Source organism: Burkholderia gladioli (assembly GCF_000959725.1).
Classification (GTDB): Bacteria; Pseudomonadota; Gammaproteobacteria; order Burkholderiales; family Burkholderiaceae; genus Burkholderia; species Burkholderia gladioli.
The window spans coordinates 3,892,722-3,912,979 of the sequence record NZ_CP009323.1 but is presented as its reverse complement, the minus strand read 5'-3'; the positions used below and the strand labels follow the sequence as shown (position 1 = coordinate 3,912,979).

The window sequence follows — 20,258 nt, the reverse complement described above, 5'->3', positions numbered from 1 at the left end:
CGCCTCGCTGAGCGAACTCGTCTATCCCGCGCGTGTCCGGTTCATTTCGTGTCACACTCGCGCGCATGACTTCCCGCCTGCCGTCCCCGCCGAACCCCGCCGATTCGAATTCACCCGGCGACGCTGCCCGCCGGGCGGCGCCCGCCAGCTTCCCCGATGCCGACGAACTCGCGATGCTGCGCGCCTGGTACGAGGGCATGTCGGTGCGCGACGCGGCCGAGCGCTATCTGGGCACGCGCCTGGGCGACGGTCGTTCGGCGCGCGGCCTGCTCGGCACGATCCGCCGGCAACTGGTGGCCGTGGCGACGTGGGCAGGGCGGCGCGACCTGGCGGCCTTGCTGGCGCATGCGCCGGCCGAGCGCGCCAGGCACGCGCGGGCCGTCGCCGAGGCGATCGGGATGCTGCGCCACGCGCGGCCGCCCGAGCCGCAGATCGCCGACGAGATCGACCCCTGGTTGCCCGCGCGCGCGGTGGCCGCGCTGCGTGCGCACGGCATCGCCACGCTGGCCGATCTCACCGTGCGGATTCCGCGCCGTCGTCAATGGTGGAAGGCGATCGCCGGCCTCGGCCCGGCCAACGCCCGCCACATCGAAGCCTTCTTCCGCGCGCATCCGGCGCTGACCGAACGCGCGCGGGCGCTGATTGCCGCGGCCGGGCCCGGCTTGATCGTGCCTTGGGAGCAACTGCGCCTGCCTCACGAGGTGGACGGCACGGCCGGCACCTTCCGCGCGCCGCGCGAGACCTGCACGCTCGACGCCGACAACGACTACAGCGCCGTGCAGGCCTGGCTCTCGCTGCACGAATCCGAAGCCACGCGGCGTACCTATCGCAAGGAAGCCGAGCGGCTGATCCTGTGGGCCATCGTCGAGCGCGGCCGCGCGCTGTCCTCGCTCACCACCGAGGACGCGCTCGCCTATCGCGCCTTCCTGCGCCGACCCGCGCCGGCCGAACGCTGGACCGGCCCGATCCGGCCGCGCCGTGCCGCCGACTGGCGGCCCTTCACCGGCGCCTTGTCGGCGCGCTCGGCCGCGCATGCGCTGTCGGTGCTCGGCGCGCTGTTTCGCTGGCTGGTCGAGCAGCGCTACCTGCTGGCCAATCCGTTCTCGGGCGTGAAGGTGCGCGGCGGCACGCGCGCGGCCGCGCTCGACAGCTCGCGCGTGTTCAGCGACGGCGAATGGCAGATCCTGCGCGCGATCGCCGACGGCCTCGAATGGTCCCTTGGCTGGGAGCCGGCCGCCGCGCAGCGGCTGCGCTTCCTGCTCGATTTCTCCTACGCCACCGGGCTGCGCGTCAGCGAACTGGTCGGGCTCCGGCTCGGCGCGATCCGCAGCGACGCGCGCGAGGATCGCTGGATCCACCTAGTGGGCAAGGGCGGCAAGGCCGCGCGCGTGGCGCTGCCGCCGCTGGCCTGGCAGGCGCTCACGCGTTACGCGCTGGAACGCGGCCTGTCGGCCGTGCCCACGCAATGGCGGCCCGATCTGCCGGTGATCGGCGGCCTCGGCGAGGACGGCGCGGCCGGCATCGGCGGCGTGCGGCTCTGGAAGGTGCTCAAGCGCTTCTTCGGCCAGGTGGCCGATACGCTCGCCGCCGAGCATCCGCCTCTGGCCGACAAGCTGCGTCGCGCCAGCCCGCACTGGATGCGTCACACGCACGCCACCCACGCGCTCGCGCGCGGTGCCGAGCTGACCACGGTGCGCGACAACCTGCGTCACGCCTCGATCTCGACCACCTCGATCTACCTGCACGGCGACGAGATGAAACGCGCCAGGCAACTGGCCGACGCGTTCGGCGCCAAGTCCTGAGGCCTCGATCCGGTGCGATCCTCGCGCGGCGCCTGGTGCAAATACCTGAATCGCGCCCGGCTTTTCGACTGTTTCCCGCTGCGTCGCGCAGGTAGAATGCGTCGCGATACCGGCCGCCCTGCGACGGTGACCAACAACGACGAATCCATGACAATCACCAGCGGTTTCCTGCGGGGGACGATCGCGCTCGCCGGCGCGCTCGCACTCGTTTGCGCGTCGGCCACCACGGCTTGCGCCGCGCCTTCCACGATCGTCGTCGATACCGGCCACACGCCGGCGCACCCGTGTGCCACCGGTGCCAGCGGCCGCGTCGAATACCGCTACAACCTCGATCTGTCGGCGGCGGTTGCCGCCGAACTCGGCGCGCATGGCGAGCATGTGCTGCGCACCTCGGCCGACGGCCGCGAGATCGCCCTGAGCGCGCGCTCGGCCCGGGCGAACGACGCGCACGCGGACCTGTTCGTCTCGATCCATCACGACTCGATCCAGCAGGCCTACCTGGATGCGGGGCGCCAGCGCGAATTCCACGGCTACGCGATCTTCGTGTCCGAACGCAATCCACGCTACGCGGCGAGCCTGCGCTGCGCGCGCGAGATCGGCGAGCGGCTGCGCGCGGCCGGCGAAACGCCTTCGCTCTATCACGCCGATCCGATCCGCGGCGAGAACCGGCCGCTGATCGACGCGCGCCTGGGCATCCATCGTTTCGACGACCTGGTGGTGCTGCGCACGGCGCGCGTGCCTGCGCTGCTGATCGAGGCCGGCGTGATCGTCAATCCGCAAGAGGAGGCGCGGCTTGCCCAGGCGGACACGATCCGGCGCCTGGGCGCCGCGATCGCCGCGGGCATCGAGGCCTGCACGGCGGCCTGATGCGCGCCACCGTCATCTCGTCGAGCGGGAGCTTGCCGCACGCATGAAGTTCGGGACATTCCTCGGCCGAGACGGCAACACGCGCATGTCCGGCGGAACCTGCCTGGACGGAGCCCGCGCAAACGATATGCTTTTTCGGCGGCTCGTGTTCATATGTGAACGCGAGCTGGGGTGCCACCGCCGGCAAGCTTGCGTGCCCGCCAGATGCCGCGAATAGCGGCCTGTCTTGCCCGCTGTTTTTCCGCGGCATGCGAGCCCGATTCGCTTACTATCTGATGTCCGCGGCGACGGAATTTTCCGTCGCCGTTTTATCGACCGATCTTTCGCCATGCAACGACCGGAGACGCGCCTGACCGAACCGCTCGCGGCGCCCGACGAATCCGCCGATCCGGTGCCGCGTCGCTCGGATGCCACGCGCATCGAGCGCGCGATTACGCAGGCCACGCAGCCTGTCTGCCTGTGCTCGGCCGACGGTACGCTGACCTGGACCAATGCCGCTTTCGAGCGCCTGACGGGACGTCGTGCCGGCGTGCCCGGCACCGTGCTGCGCCTGCAATCGATGCTGGTCGCGCCCGGCGATAGCTGGGCATCGCCCAGCATCGACGCGCTGCTGCGCGGCGGCGCGATCTGGCTGCTGCAGCGGCCCGCCGGCGATGGCGTGCCGGTACGCATCGTGCTATCTGCGCTGCTGGCCGGCGAAGGCGAGGGCGGCGCTGCCGCCGCGCCGGCGCTCGGAGCGCCGCGGCGCGCCCGGCGCGAGCTCATGCGCGAGGCGCCACGCGACGATCGAGCGGGCGCCGATGTTGCCGGTACCACGCGCTCGCGAACGCCGTCGCGCCTTGCCGCCGGGGCTGCCGCCAACGCCGTGCCGGCCAGCGTCACCGCCGCCAATCGGCGCGAGCCGGCCGGCGACGCCTGGGTGGTGTTCATGAGCCGCGCGAACAGCGATCCGCCGACCGGCGGCGAGCTCTGGTACGCCGCCAACTACGACGACACCACGCGCCTGCCGAACCGCAAGCTGTTCGCCGAGCGGCTCGACCTGCGCATCGCGCGCGCGCGTGCCACCGACGGCCGCTTCAGCATCGTGCTGCTGGAGATCGGCGGCCTCAGCACGATCCGCAATGCGCTCGGGCTGCCCGGCGTCGAGCTGGCCGTGCGCGTGACGGGCGAGCGCCTGCGCACCAAGGTGCCGCATCTGTATGGCGTGGCGAGCATGGGCGACGGCAAGTTCGCGCTGCTCTGCGACGAGGCGGAGCCGGTGGTGCGGCGGCTGGTGGAGACCATCGTCGCGGTGGCCGGCGAGCCGATCGAATTCGCCGGCGCCGCGCTCAACGTGATCGCCAATGCCGGCACGGCCGCCTATCCCGAGCAGGGCGAGGACACCGATACCCTGATCCGGCGCGCCAACGTGGCCTTGTCCGCGGCGCTGGAAGCCGGCGACGGCATCGCCGTGCCGTTCTCCAGCGCGCTCGAGTTGCGTGCCACGCGCCGCTTCGAGCTGGAGGCGGCGCTCGCGCGCGGCATCGACCGCCAGCAGTTCTGGCTCGCCTACCAGCCCCAGGTCACGCTCGAGACCGGCCGCATCGCGCAAGTCGAGGCACTGCTCAGATGGCGTCATCCGCGCTCGGGCGAGGTCAGCCCGAACGAGTTCATACCGATCGCCGAGGAGAGCGGCCTGATCGACCGCATCGGCGAATGGGCGATCCGCACCGCCTGCCGCGAGATCAGCCGCCTGCATCGCGACAGCGAGGACGCGCCGCGCGTGTGCGTGAACGTCTCGCCGCAGCAGTTCCGGCGCGGCAACCTGCTGGCCATCATCGAGCAGGCGCTCGACGACAGCGGGCTCGCGCCGCACCAGCTTGAGATCGAGATCACCGAGGGCGTGCTGTTCGGCGATACCGAGGCGGCGCTCGACACCGTCTCGTCGATCCGCCAGCTCGGCGTGGAGATCGCCGTCGACGATTTCGGTACCGGCTATTCGAGCCTGTCCTACCTGACGCGCTTCCCGGTCAATCGCGTGAAGATCGACCGCGCCTTCGTCGCGCCGCTGCCCAGCGATGCGCGCAGCGCCGAGCTGGTGGCCGCCATCATCGCGATGGCGCATGCGCTGAAGATGCGCGTGACGGCCGAGGGCGTCGAGACCATCGAGCAGGCCAACCAGTTGCTCGCGCTCGGTTGTGATGAAGCGCAGGGTTTCTGGTATGCGCGGCCGCATAGTTTCGGCTCGCTGCGGACCTTGATCGGGATGTAGGCGGGCGGGGCGCCGCCGTCGCGCCGGATGCGCCCCCTGATGACGAAAAAAATTTCCACTCCCCGCCGGGAATAAGCCCGAATTCCCCGTGTTCACCTTGATGCAAGCCCCTCAACGTCATCAAGGAGTCACATCATGAAGATCCGCCATCTCGCCGTCCTGTCCGCCGTGCTGCTCTCGTCGTTCGCCCATGCCGAAGGCCTGAGCCGCGCCCAGGTGCGCCAGCAACTGATCGAAGCCGAGCAGAACGGCTCGCTCAACTACACCGACGCCTCCTATCCCGAGGTGAGCCCGGTGTTCCGCCATGCGATCGCGTCCAGCGCGGCGGCTACGAGCGCCTACGGCGGCGCGATGAGCGCGAAGACCGAAGGCGGCCATCGCGCGATCGCGTCGACGGCCGGCATGCCCTCGGCCTGCGTCGGCCCGGCCAGCTTCTGCAACATCTACGCCGGCTCCTGATGCGACCCCTGAAAAATTTTTCATCGACGACGGAATATCGGGTCGCGCGCGGTGTTCGCTCCGTGTGACCCGATTTGCCCAGCCATGACTTCCGTACCCGAATCGATCCCGTCTGAGCAGGACGTGCAGGCCTATGCAGACGGCCGGCTCGCCGCCGACCGGGAGCATAGCGTGAGCGCGTACCTGGCCCGGCGTCCCGCCGAGGCGCGTCGCGTCGCGTTCTATGCGCGGGTCAACGCGCAGTTGCGCAACCATTTTCCGGACGACGGCCTCGCCGCCGCCGTCCTGCCGCTGAGCGCGGCGCCGGCGGCTTTGTCGGTGCCTCCAGCGCAATCGACACCGGCGCTCGCGGCCGTGCCGGCAAGCCGCCGCCGCGCCTCGCGCTTCGGCTACCGGCTGGCCGCCGCCGCGCTATTGGCCCTGCTGGCCGCGGCGGTCCTGCCGCGGCTGTTGCGGGTGCCGGATCACCGGCTCGACACGGCCGCCTACGCGATGCTGCTGGCCTTGCCGGGCATCGACCCGGCAATGGGGCGCGCCGCGCCGTCGTCCGCCGCGGCGCCCGCCGGCGGGGCCGCCAATGCCTCGACGCCGGCCGCGAGCCAAGCCCCGGCTCGTCCGGCCAATCCGCAACGGCCAGCGGCCGCCAGCCTCGCCGCCGGCGCGCTGGCCGGCTCGTCCCTGCTGCTCGCCTCGAAGCCCGCGCCGCGCGACGCGGCGCCGGATCTCGGCGCGGTCGGCTTCCACCTGGCCGGCGCGCGCCGCCTCGACATCTGGCCCTTCGCGAGCGCCAACGCCTACGTCTACCGCAACGCGGCGGGCGAGCCGGCCGTGCTGGTCGCGCACGGCACGCCCGAGGGCGGCGGCCACTGGCAGGCTCGCCGGATCGGCGGGGTGCGCCTGCTGGAGTGGACATCGCGCGCCGGGCAACATATCGTGATCGCCGGTGACGCAGGCACGCGCGGCCTGATGCGCGCCGCCGACCTGCTGGCCGGCGACTGAATGCGCCGCCTATCCTCCTTGCCGTCCGCCATCGGGCCGACTCAGCCATGACCATCCGAGACGAACTGATCGACCATGTCCCGCGCCTGCGCCGCTATGCGCGCGCGCTGATCCACAACCGGGAACTCGCCGACGACCTGGTGCAGGACACGCTCGAGCGCGCGCTGCGCCACACCGAGCAGTTCCAGGCCGGCACCGACCTGCGCGCCTGGCTCTTCACGATCATGCACAACGTGTTCGCGAACCAGGCCCGGCGGCCCGGCGCGCGTGCCGAGCATGTGTCGATGGACGACGACGAGGCGCTGCCCGAGGCCGCGCTGGCCGTGTCGAGCGGCGCCACGCGCTCGCTGGAGGTGCGCGACCTCGACTACGCGCTGCAGCGCCTGCCGGTCGACCAGCGCCAGGTGGTGCTGCTGGTCGGGCTCGAGGAGCTCAGCTATGCCGAGGTGGCGCTGGCACTCGGCATTCCCGTCGGCACCGTGATGTCGCGGCTCTCGCGCGGCCGCGAGCGCCTGCGCGCGCTGATGTCCGGAACCCAACCCAGCGCAAACCTGAAGGTGGTGCGATGAACGACCAAGCCACGCCGATCACCGAATCGGAACTGCATGCCTACGTGGACGGCACGCTCGACGAGGCGCGCCGCGCCCATGTCGACCGCCTGCTCGAGACCGATCACGCGCTCGCCGATCGCATCGGCGACTACTTCTCGATCAACACCCTGCTGCACGAGCGCTACGACCGCGTGCTCGACGAGCCGCTGCCCGCGCGGCTGCTGCCGCCCGAGGATTTCGCGCCCGAGGCGCGGCAGGGCGAAGCGGGCGGCCCGGCGCCCGCTGCGGCGGGGGCAGCCACACCGGCCGCCGCGCCGGCCGTTTCGGCGGTGCCGGGCGCGGCGCGTCCCGCTGCCAACTGGAAGCGTTTCGCCGGCCTGGCCGCGGCGCTGGTGCTCGGCATCGGGATCGGCGCGGGCGGCGTGCTGAGCCCGGTCGGGCGCGGCGTGCTGGGCGGCGACGGCAGCGGCGAGAGCGGCGGCTCGATCATCCACGCTTCCTACAGCGGCGAGGCGCTGGCGCGGCAATCGGCGATCGCCTATGTCACCTATGCGCCGATGGTCACGCGGCCGGTGGAGGTGGGCGCCGATCGCGAGCAGGAACTGGTGCAGTGGCTGTCGAGCCGGCTCGGCACCGACGTGCGCCCGCCGGTGCTGACCCACGCCGGCTACGAGCTGATGGGCGGGCGCCTGCTGCCCGGCGACGACGGTCCGATCGCGCAGTTCATGTATCACAACGCGCTGGGCGAGCGGATCACGCTGAACATCTCGCACCGCAAGCTGAGCTCGGACGTGACGGCCTTCAAGCTCTACCAGAGCGGCCCGGTCAACGTGTTCTACTGGATCGACGGCCGTTTCGGCTATGCCGTCTCGGGCGGGATGGACCGCCAGGCGCTGCTCGACCTGTCGCACGAGGTCTATGAGCAGTTGACGGCCAATGGCGGGCCGCAGCCGGCCAAGTGAGCGGGATGGACGACACGCGCGGGGCGGAGGAAACCAACGAGCGGCGCGGGTCCAGGGCGGGCGCGATGCGGATCCGTCGCGCCGCGCCGGGCGAGGAACCCGCGCTGCTGGCGATCTTCCAGTCCTCGGTGCGCGGCCTGGCCTCGCGCGACTACACGCCGGCGCAGATCGACGCCTGGGCGCCGCTCGCGGCCGACGCGGCCTGGTGTGAAGCATGGTGCCGGCGGGTCGGCGCGAACCAGCCCTGGGCGGTCGAGATCGAGGCCCGGCTGGTGGCCTATGCCGACCTGCAGCCCAGCGGTTATCTCGATCATTTCTACGTGGCGGCCGACGCGGCCGGTCAGGGCATCGGCGCCGCGCTGATGCGGCACCTGCTGGGCATCGCGCGCGAGCAGGGCATCGACTGCGTCGTCGCCGACGTCAGCCTGCGCGCGCGGGCCTTCTTCGAACGCTTCGGCTTCGCGGTGGAGCGGGAGCAATGCGTCAGCGTGCGCGGCGTGAGCCTGCGCAACGCGCGCATGCGTCTCGCCGTTGCCGCCGCGCCCGCCGCTCCCCTTGCTGCCGGCCCGCTCGCCGGCACCCCCCTCAACGATTGACGTCGACCACCAGCCGGCCGCGCACCTTGCCGGCCAGCAACTCCGCGCCGGCCTCGATGGCTTCGGCCAGGCCGATCTCGCGCGTGATGGTGTCGAGCTGGGCGAGATCGAGCGTATCGGCCAGCGCGCGCCAGGCGGCCTCGCGCTCGGCCTTCGGCCGCGTCACGCTGTTGATGCCCAGCAGGCTCACGCCGCGCAGGATGAAGGGCGCGACCGTGGCCGGCAGCGCCATGTCCTGCGCCAACCCGCAGGCGGCCACCGCGCCGTCGGCGCGCAGCGAGGCGCAGACATTGGCCAGCGTCACGCCGCCCACCGAATCCACCGCCGCGGCCCAGCGTTCCTTCTGCAGCGGCTTGCCGGGCTCGGACAGCGTCGCGCGATCGATCACCTCGGCCGCGCCGAGCGCGCGCAGGTAATCGGCTTCCCCGGTCTTGCCGGTCGAGGCGACCACGCGATAACCGCGCCGCGCCAGCAGCGCGATCGCGAAACTGCCCACGCCGCCGCTCGCGCCCGTCACCAGCACCTCGCCGCGCGACGGGTCGATCCCGTGCCGCTCCAGCGCCAGGATGCACAGCATCGCCGTGTAGCCGGCGGTGCCGGCGGCCATCGCCTGCCGCGCCGTGAGCCCCGCGGGCAGCGGGATCAGCCAGTCGCCGTTCACGCGCGCGCGCTGCGCGAGGCCGCCCCAATGCTGCTCGCCCACGCCCCAGCCGTTGAGCAGCACCGCGTCGCCGGCGCGCCAGGCGGGATGCGAACTCTCGGCCACGGTGCCGGCGAAATCGATGCCCGGCACCATCGGGAAGCGCCGCACCACGGGGCTCCTGCCCGTGATCGCGAGGCCGTCCTTGTAGTTCAGCGTGCTGTATTCGACCTCGACCAGCACGTTGCCTTCGGGCAGGCGGCTGTCGTCGAGCGTGTCGAGGCGCGTGCGGCTCTTGCCGCTTTCGTCCTGGTCGATCAGGAGGCAGTGGAACGTCATGCATCACTCCGGGGGAAGTCGGTCCGCGGGCGGACGGGCACGGCCCGTCGCCGGCCGTGCGCGAGGCAGGCCGGCGAGGAAGCCGTCGAAGAAGGTGTCGAGCGGCGCGCCGTCGCGCAGCAGCCGGGCGCGCAGCACCGCGCCTTCCCAGCCGATCCAGAAGAAGGCCGCCAGGCGCTCGAGATCGGCGTCGGCCGCGAGCGTCCGTTCCTGCTGGGCCGCGCGCAGGCAATTCGCGACGCGCGCCTGCCAGCCCGTGAAGATCGCCGCGAGCCGTTCGCGGAAGCCGTCGGGCAGCGCGCCCGCCTCCAGGCCGAGATTGCCGACCAGGCAGCCGCGCGTGAAATCGTGGCGCGCCATGCCGGCCTTGGCGTCCTCGACGAAGGCGGCGAGCCGCGCCAGCGCGGGCTGGCTGTCGTCGAGCAGCCAGCGATCGAGCTTGGCGATGAAGTAGCGGTCGTAGGCGTCCATCAGCTCGCGGCCGAAGGCGTCCTTGCTCTCGAAGTAGTGATAGAAGGAGCCCTTCGGGATGCCGACGCGCTTGAGCACGGCGTCCAGGCCGGTGGCGGCGAAACCCTGCTCGGTCAGCAATTCCATGCCGGCGCGCAGCAGCACGCCGCGCGTGTCGGCATGCGCGGCGGGGTTCTTCGGGGGACGGCCGCGGCGCGGCCTGGCGGGGATCGAGGACATGCGGCGGATTTTAGACCGATCGTCTATAAAATTCAAAGGGAAATCTGAAGGCGCCGCCCACCAGCGCGGATCGGGGCGTTTCAGGCCAACCGGAAGGGCGTGGCGGGGGCGAGATCGAGATGCTGCGCGGCTTGCGCGATGAAACACCGGCTTTCGTCGTCGTAGTCGCAGCGCGTGACGGCGGCGCGGCGCTGGCCGAGGCAGTCGCCCGCGTAGTCGATCAGGTTGACCGAATTCGGCGTGCCGGCGCGCAGGCGGCGCGACACGGCCGTGCCGCCCTGGACCATGAACACCGGCCGCTCGACGGCACCGTCGCGGCCCGCTTCGTCGTCGCGCGGCGTGACCCGCCAGGCGCCGGCGCGATGCGTGTGCCCGCCCAGCACCAGGTCCGCGCCGGCCGCCGCCCAGCGGCGCAGGGCGATCTCGCCGCCATGCAGCCGGTCGTGCCGGTTCGCGGGCCCGATCGCGACGATCGGCTGGTGCACCACCACCACGCGCAGTTGCGCGGGGCTCGCCAGCGCGAGCCGTCGCGCCACGCGCGCCACCTGTTCGGCCGAGATCTCGCCGGCCGTGTGGCGCGCCGGGCGCGTGGTGTTCACGCCGATCGCCAGCAGCGCCGGCGCGTCGAACACGGGCTCGAGTTCCTCGCCGAAGGCGCGCCGGTAGTTCGCGTAAGGCTGCCGCCAGCGCGCGATCAGGTCGAACAGGGGCAGGTCGTGATTGCCGGGGATCGCCAGCACCGGCTGCGCGCCGAGCCGCGCCACGAAGGCGCGGGCCGCCTCGAACTGATGCCGTCGCGCGCGCTGCGTGAGATCGCCCGAGATCACCACCAGCTCGGGCCGCGTCTGTTCGATCAGGCGCACCAGCGCATCGACGGCTTCCTGCCGTTCGGCGCCGAAATGCGGATCGGAAATCTGCAGCAGCCGGCTCATTGGCGATTGCGCTCGGCCTGCTCGGCTTCGGGCTTGAGCAGCCGCAAGGCACGCTCGCCGACGCGGAAGACCAGCGGCAGTTGCAGCCGCAGGATCTCGCCGTCGGTGGCCACCTTCACCGGGCGCGGCCGGCGCCGGGCCGAGCGGCGCGTGAGCGTGAAGCGCTCGAAGCCGAAGCCGATCACGTCGTCGGCGTCGCGCATCCGGCTGAACGCGCCGCGCAGCGACAGCAGGATCTGGGCGAGCCGGCCATGCGCGAGCGGCGCCATCGCCACCAGCATGCCCTGCGCGAGCAGCGGCGCCTCGGCCGCGCCCACCTGTTCCAGTTGCAGCCGGTTGTTGGCGACGAACAGCGTGGTGGTGCGCAGCTCGCGCGTGGTGCCCTCGTGCTCGACATGCAGGTGCAGCAGCCGATGCGGGCGCAGCAGGGTGGCGATCGCCGAGCCGAGCGCGACCAGCCGGCTGCGGCCGAACTGCCGCTTGTAGGCCTCGCGCTGCTCGAGCAGGCGCGGGTAGAGGCCCAGGCTGGCATTGACCAGGAACAGCGCGTCGTTGACGAAGCCGACCTGCACCGGATGCACGCGCGCGCTCAGCAGCAGTTCGATGGCCTGCTCGGTGTCGGCGGGGATGCCGTGGTCGCGGCTGAAGTAGTTGAAGGTGCCGCGCGGCAGCACGCCGAACACGCAGCCGGCGTCGTAGGCGGCGCGCGCCACGGTGCGCAGCGTGCCGTCGCCGCCCACGCCGACCAGCACGCCGTGGCGAGCGCGCTCGGCGGCCTGCGCCACGCTGGCTTCCAGCCGTGACGGTTCGGTGACGGTCACCAGTTCGTAACGGCGGCCCGCGCGGGAAAACGCGGCGTCGAGCTGGGCGGCCAGGGTGTCGAGTTCGCGCCGGCGGCCCGAGCCGGCGTTCACCACGAAGATGCAGGGCGCGTCGGGCGCGGGAGCGGGTTCGGGTGCGGCGCCGGCAGGCGCGGATTGCGCGGCGGATGGCGAGCTCATCGGGCGGCCCTCGTGGATGGGGAGGCTTGCGATTCTATTTCAGTCCGGCCGGCGCGCGCAGATCGGGATGGCCCGGAGGTATCTCCAGCCGGCTCTGTCCCTGTCGATTTCGGCTGGCTACACTGCGCGATTACGCTCGCCGAACGCCGGCAGCCCAGACAACGAACACCCGCGGAGGAGACGCGCAGCATGACGACCCACGACACGACCCAGGCCAGCCGCGACGCGGTGGCCGTCACCACCTGGCGCGGCCCCTCGCTGGAGAACGCGCATCGCGCGCATATCGCGGTGGTCGACGAGACGGGGCGCTTGCTGGCCGGCTTCGGCGACGCCACGCGCTTCACGCTGGCGCGCTCGGCCGCCAAGCCGGCGCAGGCGCTGGCGGTGGTCGAGACCGGCGCGCTGGAGCGCTTCGGTTTCGATTCGGCCGATCTCGCCCTGATGTGCGCCTCGCACAGCAGCGAGGCGCGCCATGTCGAGCGGGCGCGGGCGATGCTGGCCAGGCTCGGCGCGAGCGAGGACGATCTGCGCTGCGGGCCGCATGCGCCCTTGTCGGATGCGGTCTGGCGCGACTGGATCCGCCGCGGCATCGAGCCGAGCGCGGTGTGCAGCAACTGCTCGGGCAAGCACGCCGGGATGTTGGCCGGCGCGAGGGCGATCGGCGCGGCGCTGGCCGATTACCACCTCGAGGCGCATCCGATCCAGCAGCGCGTCAAGCAGGTGATGGCCGAGGTTTGCGACCTGCCCGAGGCGGCGGTCGAATGGGGCATCGACGGCTGCAACCTGCCGACGCCGGCGTTCCCGCTGGACCGGCTGGCGCGCCTCTACATGAAGCTGGCCGACGCGGCCGACCGGGTCGACGCCGCGGGCGCCGCCGGGGCCGCCTGCACGCCGCGCGTGGCCGCGTTGGCACGCCTCTATCACGCGATGACGAGTCATCCCGAATTGGTGGCGGGGGAAGGGCGCTTCTGCACGCGCCTGATGACGGCCTTCGAGGGGCGGCTGGTCGGCAAGCTCGGCGCCGATGCCTGCTACGGCGTCGGCATCCGCGCCGGCGAGGATACCCGCCGGCTGGGCGCTGCCGGCGCGATCGGGCTGGCCGTCAAGATCGAGGACGGCCATGTCGGGGTGCTGGCGATGGTGGTCTGCGAGGTGCTGGCGCGCCTGGACATCGGCGCGCCGGCGCAGCGCGCGCAACTGGCCGCCTTCCATCGCCCGCCGATGCGCAACACGCGCGGCATCGAATTCGGCCACGCCGAGTTTCCGTTCGAGCTGGCGGCGCCGGCCGCGCCTTGAGGCGCGCCGCGCGGCTCGGGGCGGCATCGGCCATCGAATTCGGCGCTGCCGGGTCCCGTTCGAACCGGCCGCGCCGAGCGTGTCGAACGGACATCGAGGCGCCTCGCGCGGCCCGGATCGATGCCCGTCGGGCCCGCCCCGCGGCCCACCCCGAAGCTCACCCCGCAGCTCGCCACGCGGCCCGAGCAGGCGGCCCGAGCCGCCTTACTCCGCGCTCGCGCTGCTGGCCGCCGAGGGCGGCTTGCTGAAGCGGATATGGGCGATGCGGCGCACCAGCCAGGCGGCGGCCACGGCCGCGCAGCCGGCCAGGGCGATACCGATGTGGATCGACTGCACCATCACCCGGCGCGCCGCCTCCAGCAGCGCGGCGCCGTCCAGCCCGGCCGCGTGCAGGCGGTCCAGCAGCGTCCCGGCCACGCCGGGGTCGACCAGCACGCGCGGGTCGGCCAGCTGCGGCAGCCATTGCGCCGAGACGCTCGCGCCCAGCACGCTGATCGACTCGGCCACGCCCCCCGCGTAGTGATGCTGGACGATGGTGGCCAGCACGCTGGTGCCGAGCATGCCGCCCACCATGCGCGTCGACTGCAGCAGCGCGGTGGTGATGCCGAAGCGTTCGCGCCCGGCGATCTCCTGCGCGAAGATGTTGAGGTTGTTGAGGATGAAGCCCAGGCCGATGCCGACCGCCGCCATCGCCACTTCCAGGATCCAGTGCGAGGTGCCGGGCCCGGTCAGCGACAGCGAGGCCGAGGCGGCCGCCAGCAGGCCGAAGCCGACCGAGAGGATCAGGGTGGGCCGCTTCAGGCGCGTCACGATGCGAATGTTGATCAGGCTGCCCAGGGCGATGCAGGCGGCGATCGGCGTGGCCAGCAGGCCGGCCGCCTCGGGCTCGAGGCCGAAGCCGCCCTGCAGCAGCAGCGGCGCGAAGAAGATCAGCGAGAACATCACGAAGCCGGCCAGCGTGGAGAGCAGGAACAGCGTGACCAGTTGCGCGTCGCGAAACAGGTCGAGCGGCACGATCGGGTGGGTGGCGCGCCGCTCGCAGGCCAGGAAGGCCACGAAGGCCGCTACCACCACTGCCGCCAGCGTCAGCGTGCCGGTGCCGATGCCGCGCGCCGGCAGCGCCTCGATCAGGAACTGCAGGCAGCCCAGCATCAGGCCGACGAACAGCGCGCCGGCGTAGTCGATGCGCACCTTGCCCTCGCGCGGGCGCACGAAATGCGGCAGGTGCCGCCAGATGTAGTAGAGCGCCAGTGCCCCCACCGGCAGGTTGATCAGGAAGGTCGAGCGCCAGCCCCAGTGCTGGCTCAGCCAGCCGCCCAGCGAGGGCCCGGCGGCCGTGCCGATGCCGTAGGTGGCCGCCATCACCACCTGCCAGCGCACGCGTTCGCGCGGATCGGGGAACAGGTCGGGGATCGAGGCGAAGGCGGTGCCCACCATCATGCCGCCGCCCACCCCCTGCAGGGCGCGCGCCACCGCCAGCATGCGCATGTCGGTAGCCGCCGCGCACAGCACCGAGGCCAGCGTGAAGACGATCACCGCCGCCACCACGAAGCGCTTGCGCCCGAAATAGTCGCCCAGCCGCCCGAAGATCGGCACCGTCACCACCGAGGCCAGCAGGTAGGCGCTGGCGATCCAGGCGTAGTACTCGAAGCCGTGCAGGTCGGCGACGATCGAGGGCAGCGCAGTGCTGACCACGGTCTGGTCGAGCGCGACCAGCATGTTGACCAGGCCGATGCCGAGCATCGCCAGCAGCGCGTCTCGGAAGGGCAGGGAGGGCGAGGAATCGTTCACGGCGGGGGCGGGGCGCGGGCGCGGCGGCAAAGCCTGTCACGATAGCGAGGCCCCGCGCGCAGCGCAACCGCTTTGCGGGCGGGGCCCGCAAAGCGCCGTCTCAGATGGTTTCCTCGAACACCGTATGGAACACCACGCCGTCGAACATGCCGATCAGCGCGCGCGACTCGACCTGGCTCTCCAGCCGGGTGGGCGAGGCCAGCGCCGCGTCGATCGCGGCCTGGTCCTCGAAACGCATCGTGATCACCAGCGGGAAGGCCGGCTCGCCCACGTCGCTGTGCTGCTGGCGCAGCACGCGCACGTCGTGCGCGCCGGGAAAGCGCGTCCAGAGCGGCACCAGCCGGTTCTCGACATGGTCGTAGAAGCGGGCCTCGCAGCCGGGCTTGATGCGGCCGCTGAAATACGCGCAGCGCGTCAGCATGTTGGCGGCTCCTGTCGGCGGGCGGCGGTGGGGGACGAGGGCCGCCGCATCAGCCGCGTCCCACGAAGGGCATGTGGCTGGCCATCACCGTCATCGACAGCACGTTCGCGTCGAGCGGCAGACTGTCCATGTAGAGCACCGCGCGCACCACGTTGTCCATGCTCATGCGCGGCTCCACCTTCATCGAGCCGTCGGCCTGCAGCGTGCCCTGCGCCATCAGCTCGCTCATGTCGCTCACCACGTTGCCGATGTCGATCTGTCCGCAGGCGATTCCGTAGGCGCGCCCGTCCAGCGAGGCGGCCTTGGTGAGCCCCGTGATGGCGTGCTTGGTGGCCGTGTAGGCCACCGCCTGCGGGCGCGGCGCGTGCGCCGAGATCGAGCCGTTGTTGATGATGCGCCCGCCCCGCGGCTGCTGGCGCTTCATCACGCGGAACGCGCCCTGCAGGCACAGGAAGGCGCCCGTCAGGTTGATGTCGACGGCCTGCTTCCACTGCGCCACCGCCAGGTCCTCCAGCGAGCATTGCGGGGTGAACACGCCGGCGTTGTTGAACAGCAGGTCCAGGCGCCCCCAGTGCGATTCGATGGTGTCGAACAGGCGCTGCACGGCGGCCTCGTCGCCCACGTCGCAACTGATCGGCAGCGCGCGCTCGCCCGCGCCCGATTCGGCCGCCACCTGCTCGAGCGCGTCGAGCTTGCGCGCGGCCAGCGCGACGCGATATCCGGCCTGCAGCAGGCCGAGCGCGACGCTGCGGCCGATGCCCGAGCTGGCGCCGGTGACCAGGGCTACCTTGGAATTCATCCGTGACTCCTTGCTTGAGGTTGGCGGCCGGGCCGCGCGCGAGGGCGGGGCGGCCGGAATGCGTTCAATGGATCGCGTCGTCGAGGTCGGTCAGGTCGCGCCCGCGCGTCTCGGTCGACATCGCCACGCCCACCAGGGTCAGCGCCGACAGCACGGCGGTGTAGAGGCCCATCACCCAGAACGCGCCGCCCGCCAGGCCGATCAGGTAGATGCCGAGGATCGGCGCGAGGCCGCCCGAGAGCACCGCGCCGATCTCGCGCGACAGCGCCACGCCAGAATAACGGTAGCGGTTGCCGAACAGCTCGGCGAAGTGCGCGCATTGCGCGCCGAGCATGCTGTTGGCGCCGATCGCCAGGCCGCCGAACATCGCGACGGCCACCCACACCGGCTCGCCGGTGCTGACCATCCACCACGAGGGCACCGACCACAGCAGCATGAAGATCGCGCCGGCGCGATAGATCGTCTTGCGTCCGAAGCGGTCCGACAGCGCGCCGAACAGCGGCGTGGTGATCACGCTGGCGAGCGTGGCGATCATCGCGCAGGAGGTGCCGATGCGCGCCAGTTGCGCGGCCGGCAGGCCCAGGCGGGTGGCCACCGTGCCGCCCAGGAAGGCGATCACGATGGTGGTGTAGATGGTCGAGCCGCCTTGTTCGGCCAGGCGCATCAGCACCGCCGCCGCGACCGGGCGCCGGGCTTGCCGGAGCACCGCGCGCATCGGCGAGCGCGCCACCTGGTGGCCGCTCTCCAGCGCGGCGAAGGCCGGGCTCTCGCGCAGGCGCAGGCGGATCCACACCGCCACGGCGATCAGGATCACGCTGGCCAGGAACGGCAGGCGCCAGCCCCAGGCGAGGAGGGTGGCGTTGTCCATCAGGTGCTGCAGCAGGCTGAAGGTGGCGGTGGCGATGCCGAAGCCGGCGAAGATGCCGACGAAGGGCAGGGCCGCGAAATAGCCGCGGCGCGGCAGCGGCGCGACCTCGGCCATCAGGGTCGAGGCGCCGGCCTGTTCGGCGCCGGCGCCGAAACCCTGGATCAGCCGCAGCACGATCAGGCCCACCGCGCCCAGCGGGCCGGCCGGCAGCAGGCCCACCAGGGTGGTGGACACGCCCATGATCGCGATCGTCATCAGCAGTACGAACTTGCGGCCCTTGCGGTCGCCCAGCGAGCCGAAGAACAGGCCGCCCAGCGGACGCGCCAGGAAGCCCACGCCGTAGGTCGCGAAGCTGGCCAGCAGGCCCGCGTGCGCGTCGAACGAGGAGAAGAACACGCGGCTGAAGATCAGCGCGGTGGCCAGGCCGAAGATCGCGAAATCGTAATACTCGAGCGCGCTGCCCACCGCGCTGGTCAGGATCGCGCGGCGCAACTGGCGCGCGGAAACCGGCGCGGCGCCGGTCGCATCGGGGGAATCCGGCCGCGTGGCTGTGGCCGGGGACGGCGTCACGGGCGTGATCGCGTCGCGGTTGATCGTCATCTCTGCTGTCTCCATGTTCCGGCTTTCTTGTCGTCGCCCGCCGATCCCGCGGCGCGCGTCCGGTAATGCCGAAACCGGTCCGTCCACTGCGTGGCGACAGACCTTGTCGCATCGGTCCGGCAAAACCCTGTGGCCTGGAACGAGCGGCTTCGGCTACACTTGGTTATCGGTAACCAAGTGATGCAAAATCTAACATGAAGGAGATGCGGATGTCCAAGGAAGAGTTATTGGTTGTTACCCGATATCCCGAGGCCGACATGATCGTGCTGGCCGAGCGCTACACGCTGCATGTGCTGGCCGAGGCGCCGGATCGCGCGGCGCTGCTGGCCGAGCTGGCGCCGCGCGTGAGGGTGCTGGCCACCAATGGCGAGTCGGGCGCCGACGCGGCCCTGATCGACGCGCTGCCGAGGCTGGAGATCATCGTCTCGTACGGCGTGGGGGTCGACGCGATCGATCTGGCGCATGCCGCGGCCAAGGGCATCCGTGTGACGAATACGCCCGACGTGCTGACCGAGGACGTGGCCGACATGGGCCTGGCGCTGATGCTGTCGGTGGCGCGCGAGATCTCCCGCAACGATGCGCGGGTGCGGGCCGGCGAGTGGGGGCGCGAGCATTTCGCGCTGACCTCGCGGATGTACGGCAAGCGGCTCGGCATCATCGGCCTGGGCCGGGTGGGGCGCGCGGTGGCGCGGCGCGCGGCGGCCTTCGAGATGCGCATCGGCTATCACGACCGCTTCCGCTTCGAGGACGTGCCCTATGCCTATCACGACAGCGCGGCGGCGCTGGCGGCCGATTCCGACTACCTGATGGTGTGCGCGGCGGCCGACCAGATCCCGCGCGGCGCGATCGGCCGCGAGGTGTTCGACGCGCTGGGGCCGAACGGATTCCTGATCAATATCGCGCGCGGCAGCATCATCGACGAGCCGGTGCTGATCGACTACCTCGCCGACGGCCGGCTGCGCGGCGCCGCGCTCGACGTGTTCTGGAACGAGCCGGCGATCGACCGGCGCCTGCTGGCGCTGCCCAACGTGGTGCTGCAGCCGCATCGCGCCAGCGCCACGATCGAGACGCGCGCGGCGATGGCCGAGCTGCTGCGCGCCAACCTGGAGGCCTACCTGGCCGGCCAGCCGTTGGTCACCGAGTTCACCGCGCATCTGCGCCGGGCGAGCTGAGCGCGAGAGGGCGATTTCGCGGCATAAAAAACCGACGCGGCGCGTCGGTTTTTTATCTGCGCTTGGGCATCAAGCGCTTTCGCGCGCCACGATCTCGTAAGGAATCCGGATCAGCGGCGGCGCCTCGTGCAGCGTGCGCTCGGCGCGCGCCGAGGCGATCTCGCGGCGCGAGGCGTTGGGCCGCTCCGAGCCGTCGATCGCGGCCAGCATCGACAGGCCGGTGGAATGGCCGATTCCGTAGGCGTCGACCGAGACGGTGGTGATGGTCGGATAACAATGGCGCGCCACCTCGAAGTCGCCGAAGCCGGCCACCGCGATATCGTCCGGCACCTTCAGCCCGAGCCGGTGGCAGGCCATGATCACGCCGAAGGCGTGGATGTCGCTGGTGCACATCACCGCGTCGGTATCGGGCCATTCGGCCAGCAGCCGGTTCAGCGCGGCGCTGGCGTTTTCCATCGCCTTGCCGTGCGCCATGTCGGTGCCGGATTCGTCGTGCTTGACCTCGCGCGTGATCTCGCGCGGCGCTTGGCCCGCCGCCTCGACCGCCGCCAGATAGCCGTTGCGCCGCGCGATGCCGCGCCGGTCCAGGTGCGTGGTGCCGCCGACGAAGCCGATCCGTCGATAGCCGCGCCCGTAGAGATGGCGCACCATCGCGCCCGCCGCGTCCTCGTTCGAGAAGCCCACCACGCGATCGATCGGCTTGCCCGGCAGCTCCCAGGTCTCGATCACCGGGATGCCCACCTGCTTGAGCATGGCGCGCGCCTTGCTCGTGTGATGGCCGCCGGTGAGCACGATGCCGCGCGGCTGGTGGCTCAGCAGCGAGCGGATCAGCGATTCCTCGCGTTCCACCATGTAGTCGGTATTGGCCAGCAGCAGGCGCAGGTTGCGCGTCTCGACCACGTCGTTGATGCCGCGCACCGTGTCGGCGAAGTTCGAGCTCGACAGCGAGGGCACGATCACCGCGATCACGTTGTTGCGGCCCGAGGACAGCGCGCCCGCCACCGCGTCGGCCACGTAGCCGGTCTTGCGCACCGCGTCCATCACGGCCTCGCGCGTCGCGTCGCTGACGTGCTGGCCGGTCAGCACGCGCGACACCGACATCTTCGACACGCCGGCCAGGCGCGCGACGTCGGCCATGCGCACAGGCGCGCCCGGCGCGAGGGTGCCCGGCTCGGGCGGGAAATCCTTGTTGTTTGAACTCATGGTCTCGGAGGCGGCCTTC

At 71.7% G+C, this 20,258-nt stretch carries 19 protein-coding genes; 10 read left to right on the top strand and 9 right to left on the bottom strand.

Annotated elements, in window-relative coordinates; genetic code table 11:
• The first annotated feature begins 65 nt into the window (after window positions 1-65).
• The 8 genes from BM43_RS34145 to BM43_RS34110 all read left to right on the top strand — a co-directional run bounded on the left by BM43_RS34145 (window position 66) and on the right by BM43_RS34110 (window position 8,487).
• Entirely contained in the window at window positions 66-1,802 is a 1,737-nt protein-coding gene (locus tag BM43_RS34145; RefSeq protein ID WP_036051395.1) for a site-specific integrase, read from the top strand.
• A 147-nt stretch (window positions 1,803-1,949) separates the two neighbouring features.
• A complete protein-coding gene (locus BM43_RS34140) occupies window positions 1,950-2,669 on the top strand; it encodes an N-acetylmuramoyl-L-alanine amidase family protein (RefSeq protein ID WP_042285780.1) in 720 nt (239 codons plus the stop codon).
• Between the two features lie 328 nt (window positions 2,670-2,997).
• Window positions 2,998-4,920, top strand: a complete 1,923-nt coding sequence (locus tag BM43_RS34135) for a putative bifunctional diguanylate cyclase/phosphodiesterase (protein ID WP_042285774.1) — start codon at window positions 2,998-3,000, stop codon at window positions 4,918-4,920.
• A gap of 135 nt (window positions 4,921-5,055) precedes the next feature.
• Window positions 5,056-5,379: a DUF4148 domain-containing protein gene (locus BM43_RS34130; protein WP_036051399.1), complete on the top strand. Its 324-nt coding sequence runs from the start codon at window positions 5,056-5,058 to the stop codon at window positions 5,377-5,379.
• A gap of 84 nt (window positions 5,380-5,463) precedes the next feature.
• Window positions 5,464-6,378 (top strand): anti-sigma factor family protein, encoded by a 915-nt coding sequence (locus tag BM43_RS37745; protein ID WP_105828621.1) that lies wholly within the window; start codon window positions 5,464-5,466, stop codon window positions 6,376-6,378.
• Between the two features lie 47 nt (window positions 6,379-6,425).
• Window positions 6,426-6,947 carry an RNA polymerase sigma factor gene (locus BM43_RS34120; protein WP_025100434.1) on the top strand — a complete coding sequence of 174 codons (522 nt, stop codon included), beginning with the start codon at window positions 6,426-6,428 and terminating at the stop codon, window positions 6,945-6,947.
• Complete coding sequence (locus BM43_RS34115; protein WP_036051403.1) at window positions 6,944-7,891, top strand: anti-sigma factor family protein; 948 nt, start codon at window positions 6,944-6,946, stop codon at window positions 7,889-7,891. The genes BM43_RS34120 and BM43_RS34115 overlap by 4 nt, the downstream gene beginning before the upstream one ends.
• Before the next feature lie 5 nt (window positions 7,892-7,896).
• Entirely contained in the window at window positions 7,897-8,487 is a 591-nt protein-coding gene (locus tag BM43_RS34110; RefSeq protein WP_230676274.1) for a GNAT family N-acetyltransferase, read from the top strand.
• On the opposite strand, the gene acuI is transcribed toward BM43_RS34110, so the two are convergent.
• The 4 genes from acuI to BM43_RS34090 form a co-directional block, all read right to left on the bottom strand.
• Window positions 8,477-9,466 (bottom strand): acrylyl-CoA reductase (NADPH), encoded by a 990-nt coding sequence (acuI, locus tag BM43_RS34105; RefSeq protein ID WP_025101793.1) that lies wholly within the window; start codon window positions 9,464-9,466, stop codon window positions 8,477-8,479. The two genes, BM43_RS34110 and acuI, sit on opposite strands and share 11 nt — an antisense overlap.
• Before the next feature lie 3 nt (window positions 9,467-9,469).
• The gene (gene acuR, locus BM43_RS34100) at window positions 9,470-10,156 is read right to left on the bottom strand and encodes an acrylate utilization transcriptional regulator AcuR (protein ID WP_036051405.1); all 687 of its coding nucleotides are present in this window, start codon (window positions 10,154-10,156) and stop codon (window positions 9,470-9,472) included.
• 80 nt (window positions 10,157-10,236) lie between these two features.
• On the bottom strand, window positions 10,237-11,088 hold the full coding sequence (locus tag BM43_RS34095) for a metallophosphoesterase family protein (protein WP_036051406.1): 852 nt from the start codon (window positions 11,086-11,088) through the stop codon (window positions 10,237-10,239).
• Window positions 11,085-12,089, bottom strand: coding sequence for a diacylglycerol/lipid kinase family protein (locus tag BM43_RS34090; protein ID WP_036051407.1), 1,005 nt, complete (start codon window positions 12,087-12,089; stop codon window positions 11,085-11,087). Before BM43_RS34090 ends, BM43_RS34095 begins: the two co-directional genes overlap by 4 nt.
• Window positions 12,090-12,278: 189 nt before the next feature.
• Here BM43_RS34090 and BM43_RS34085 point away from each other — a divergent pair, with 189 nt between their 5' ends.
• Complete coding sequence (locus tag BM43_RS34085) at window positions 12,279-13,385, top strand: asparaginase (RefSeq protein ID WP_036051408.1); 1,107 nt, start codon at window positions 12,279-12,281, stop codon at window positions 13,383-13,385.
• A 204-nt stretch (window positions 13,386-13,589) separates the two neighbouring features.
• Here the strand turns inward: BM43_RS34085 and BM43_RS34080 are convergent, their stop codons facing one another.
• The 4 genes from BM43_RS34080 to BM43_RS34065 all read right to left on the bottom strand — a co-directional run bounded on the left by BM43_RS34080 (window position 13,590) and on the right by BM43_RS34065 (window position 17,864).
• Window positions 13,590-15,128, bottom strand: a complete 1,539-nt coding sequence (locus BM43_RS34080; protein ID WP_036053402.1) for an MFS transporter — start codon at window positions 15,126-15,128, stop codon at window positions 13,590-13,592.
• 148 nt (window positions 15,129-15,276) lie between these two features.
• Window positions 15,277-15,597: an antibiotic biosynthesis monooxygenase gene (locus BM43_RS34075; RefSeq protein ID WP_025101787.1), complete on the bottom strand. Its 321-nt coding sequence runs from the start codon at window positions 15,595-15,597 to the stop codon at window positions 15,277-15,279.
• Window positions 15,598-15,646: 49 nt separating this feature from the next.
• Window positions 15,647-16,396, bottom strand: a complete 750-nt coding sequence (locus BM43_RS34070; RefSeq protein ID WP_036051409.1) for an SDR family oxidoreductase — start codon at window positions 16,394-16,396, stop codon at window positions 15,647-15,649.
• Window positions 16,397-16,460: 64 nt separating this feature from the next.
• Window positions 16,461-17,864: an MFS transporter gene (locus BM43_RS34065; protein WP_080742165.1), complete on the bottom strand. Its 1,404-nt coding sequence runs from the start codon at window positions 17,862-17,864 to the stop codon at window positions 16,461-16,463.
• Between the two features lie 209 nt (window positions 17,865-18,073).
• Between BM43_RS34065 and BM43_RS34060 the strand changes: the two genes are divergently transcribed.
• Window positions 18,074-19,036 (top strand): 2-hydroxyacid dehydrogenase, encoded by a 963-nt coding sequence (locus tag BM43_RS34060; RefSeq protein WP_036051410.1) that lies wholly within the window; start codon window positions 18,074-18,076, stop codon window positions 19,034-19,036.
• A gap of 69 nt (window positions 19,037-19,105) precedes the next feature.
• Here the strand turns inward: BM43_RS34060 and BM43_RS34055 are convergent, their stop codons facing one another.
• On the bottom strand, window positions 19,106-20,173 hold the full coding sequence (locus BM43_RS34055) for a LacI family DNA-binding transcriptional regulator (protein ID WP_025101783.1): 1,068 nt from the start codon (window positions 20,171-20,173) through the stop codon (window positions 19,106-19,108).
• Between the last annotated feature and the right edge of the window lie 85 nt (window positions 20,174-20,258).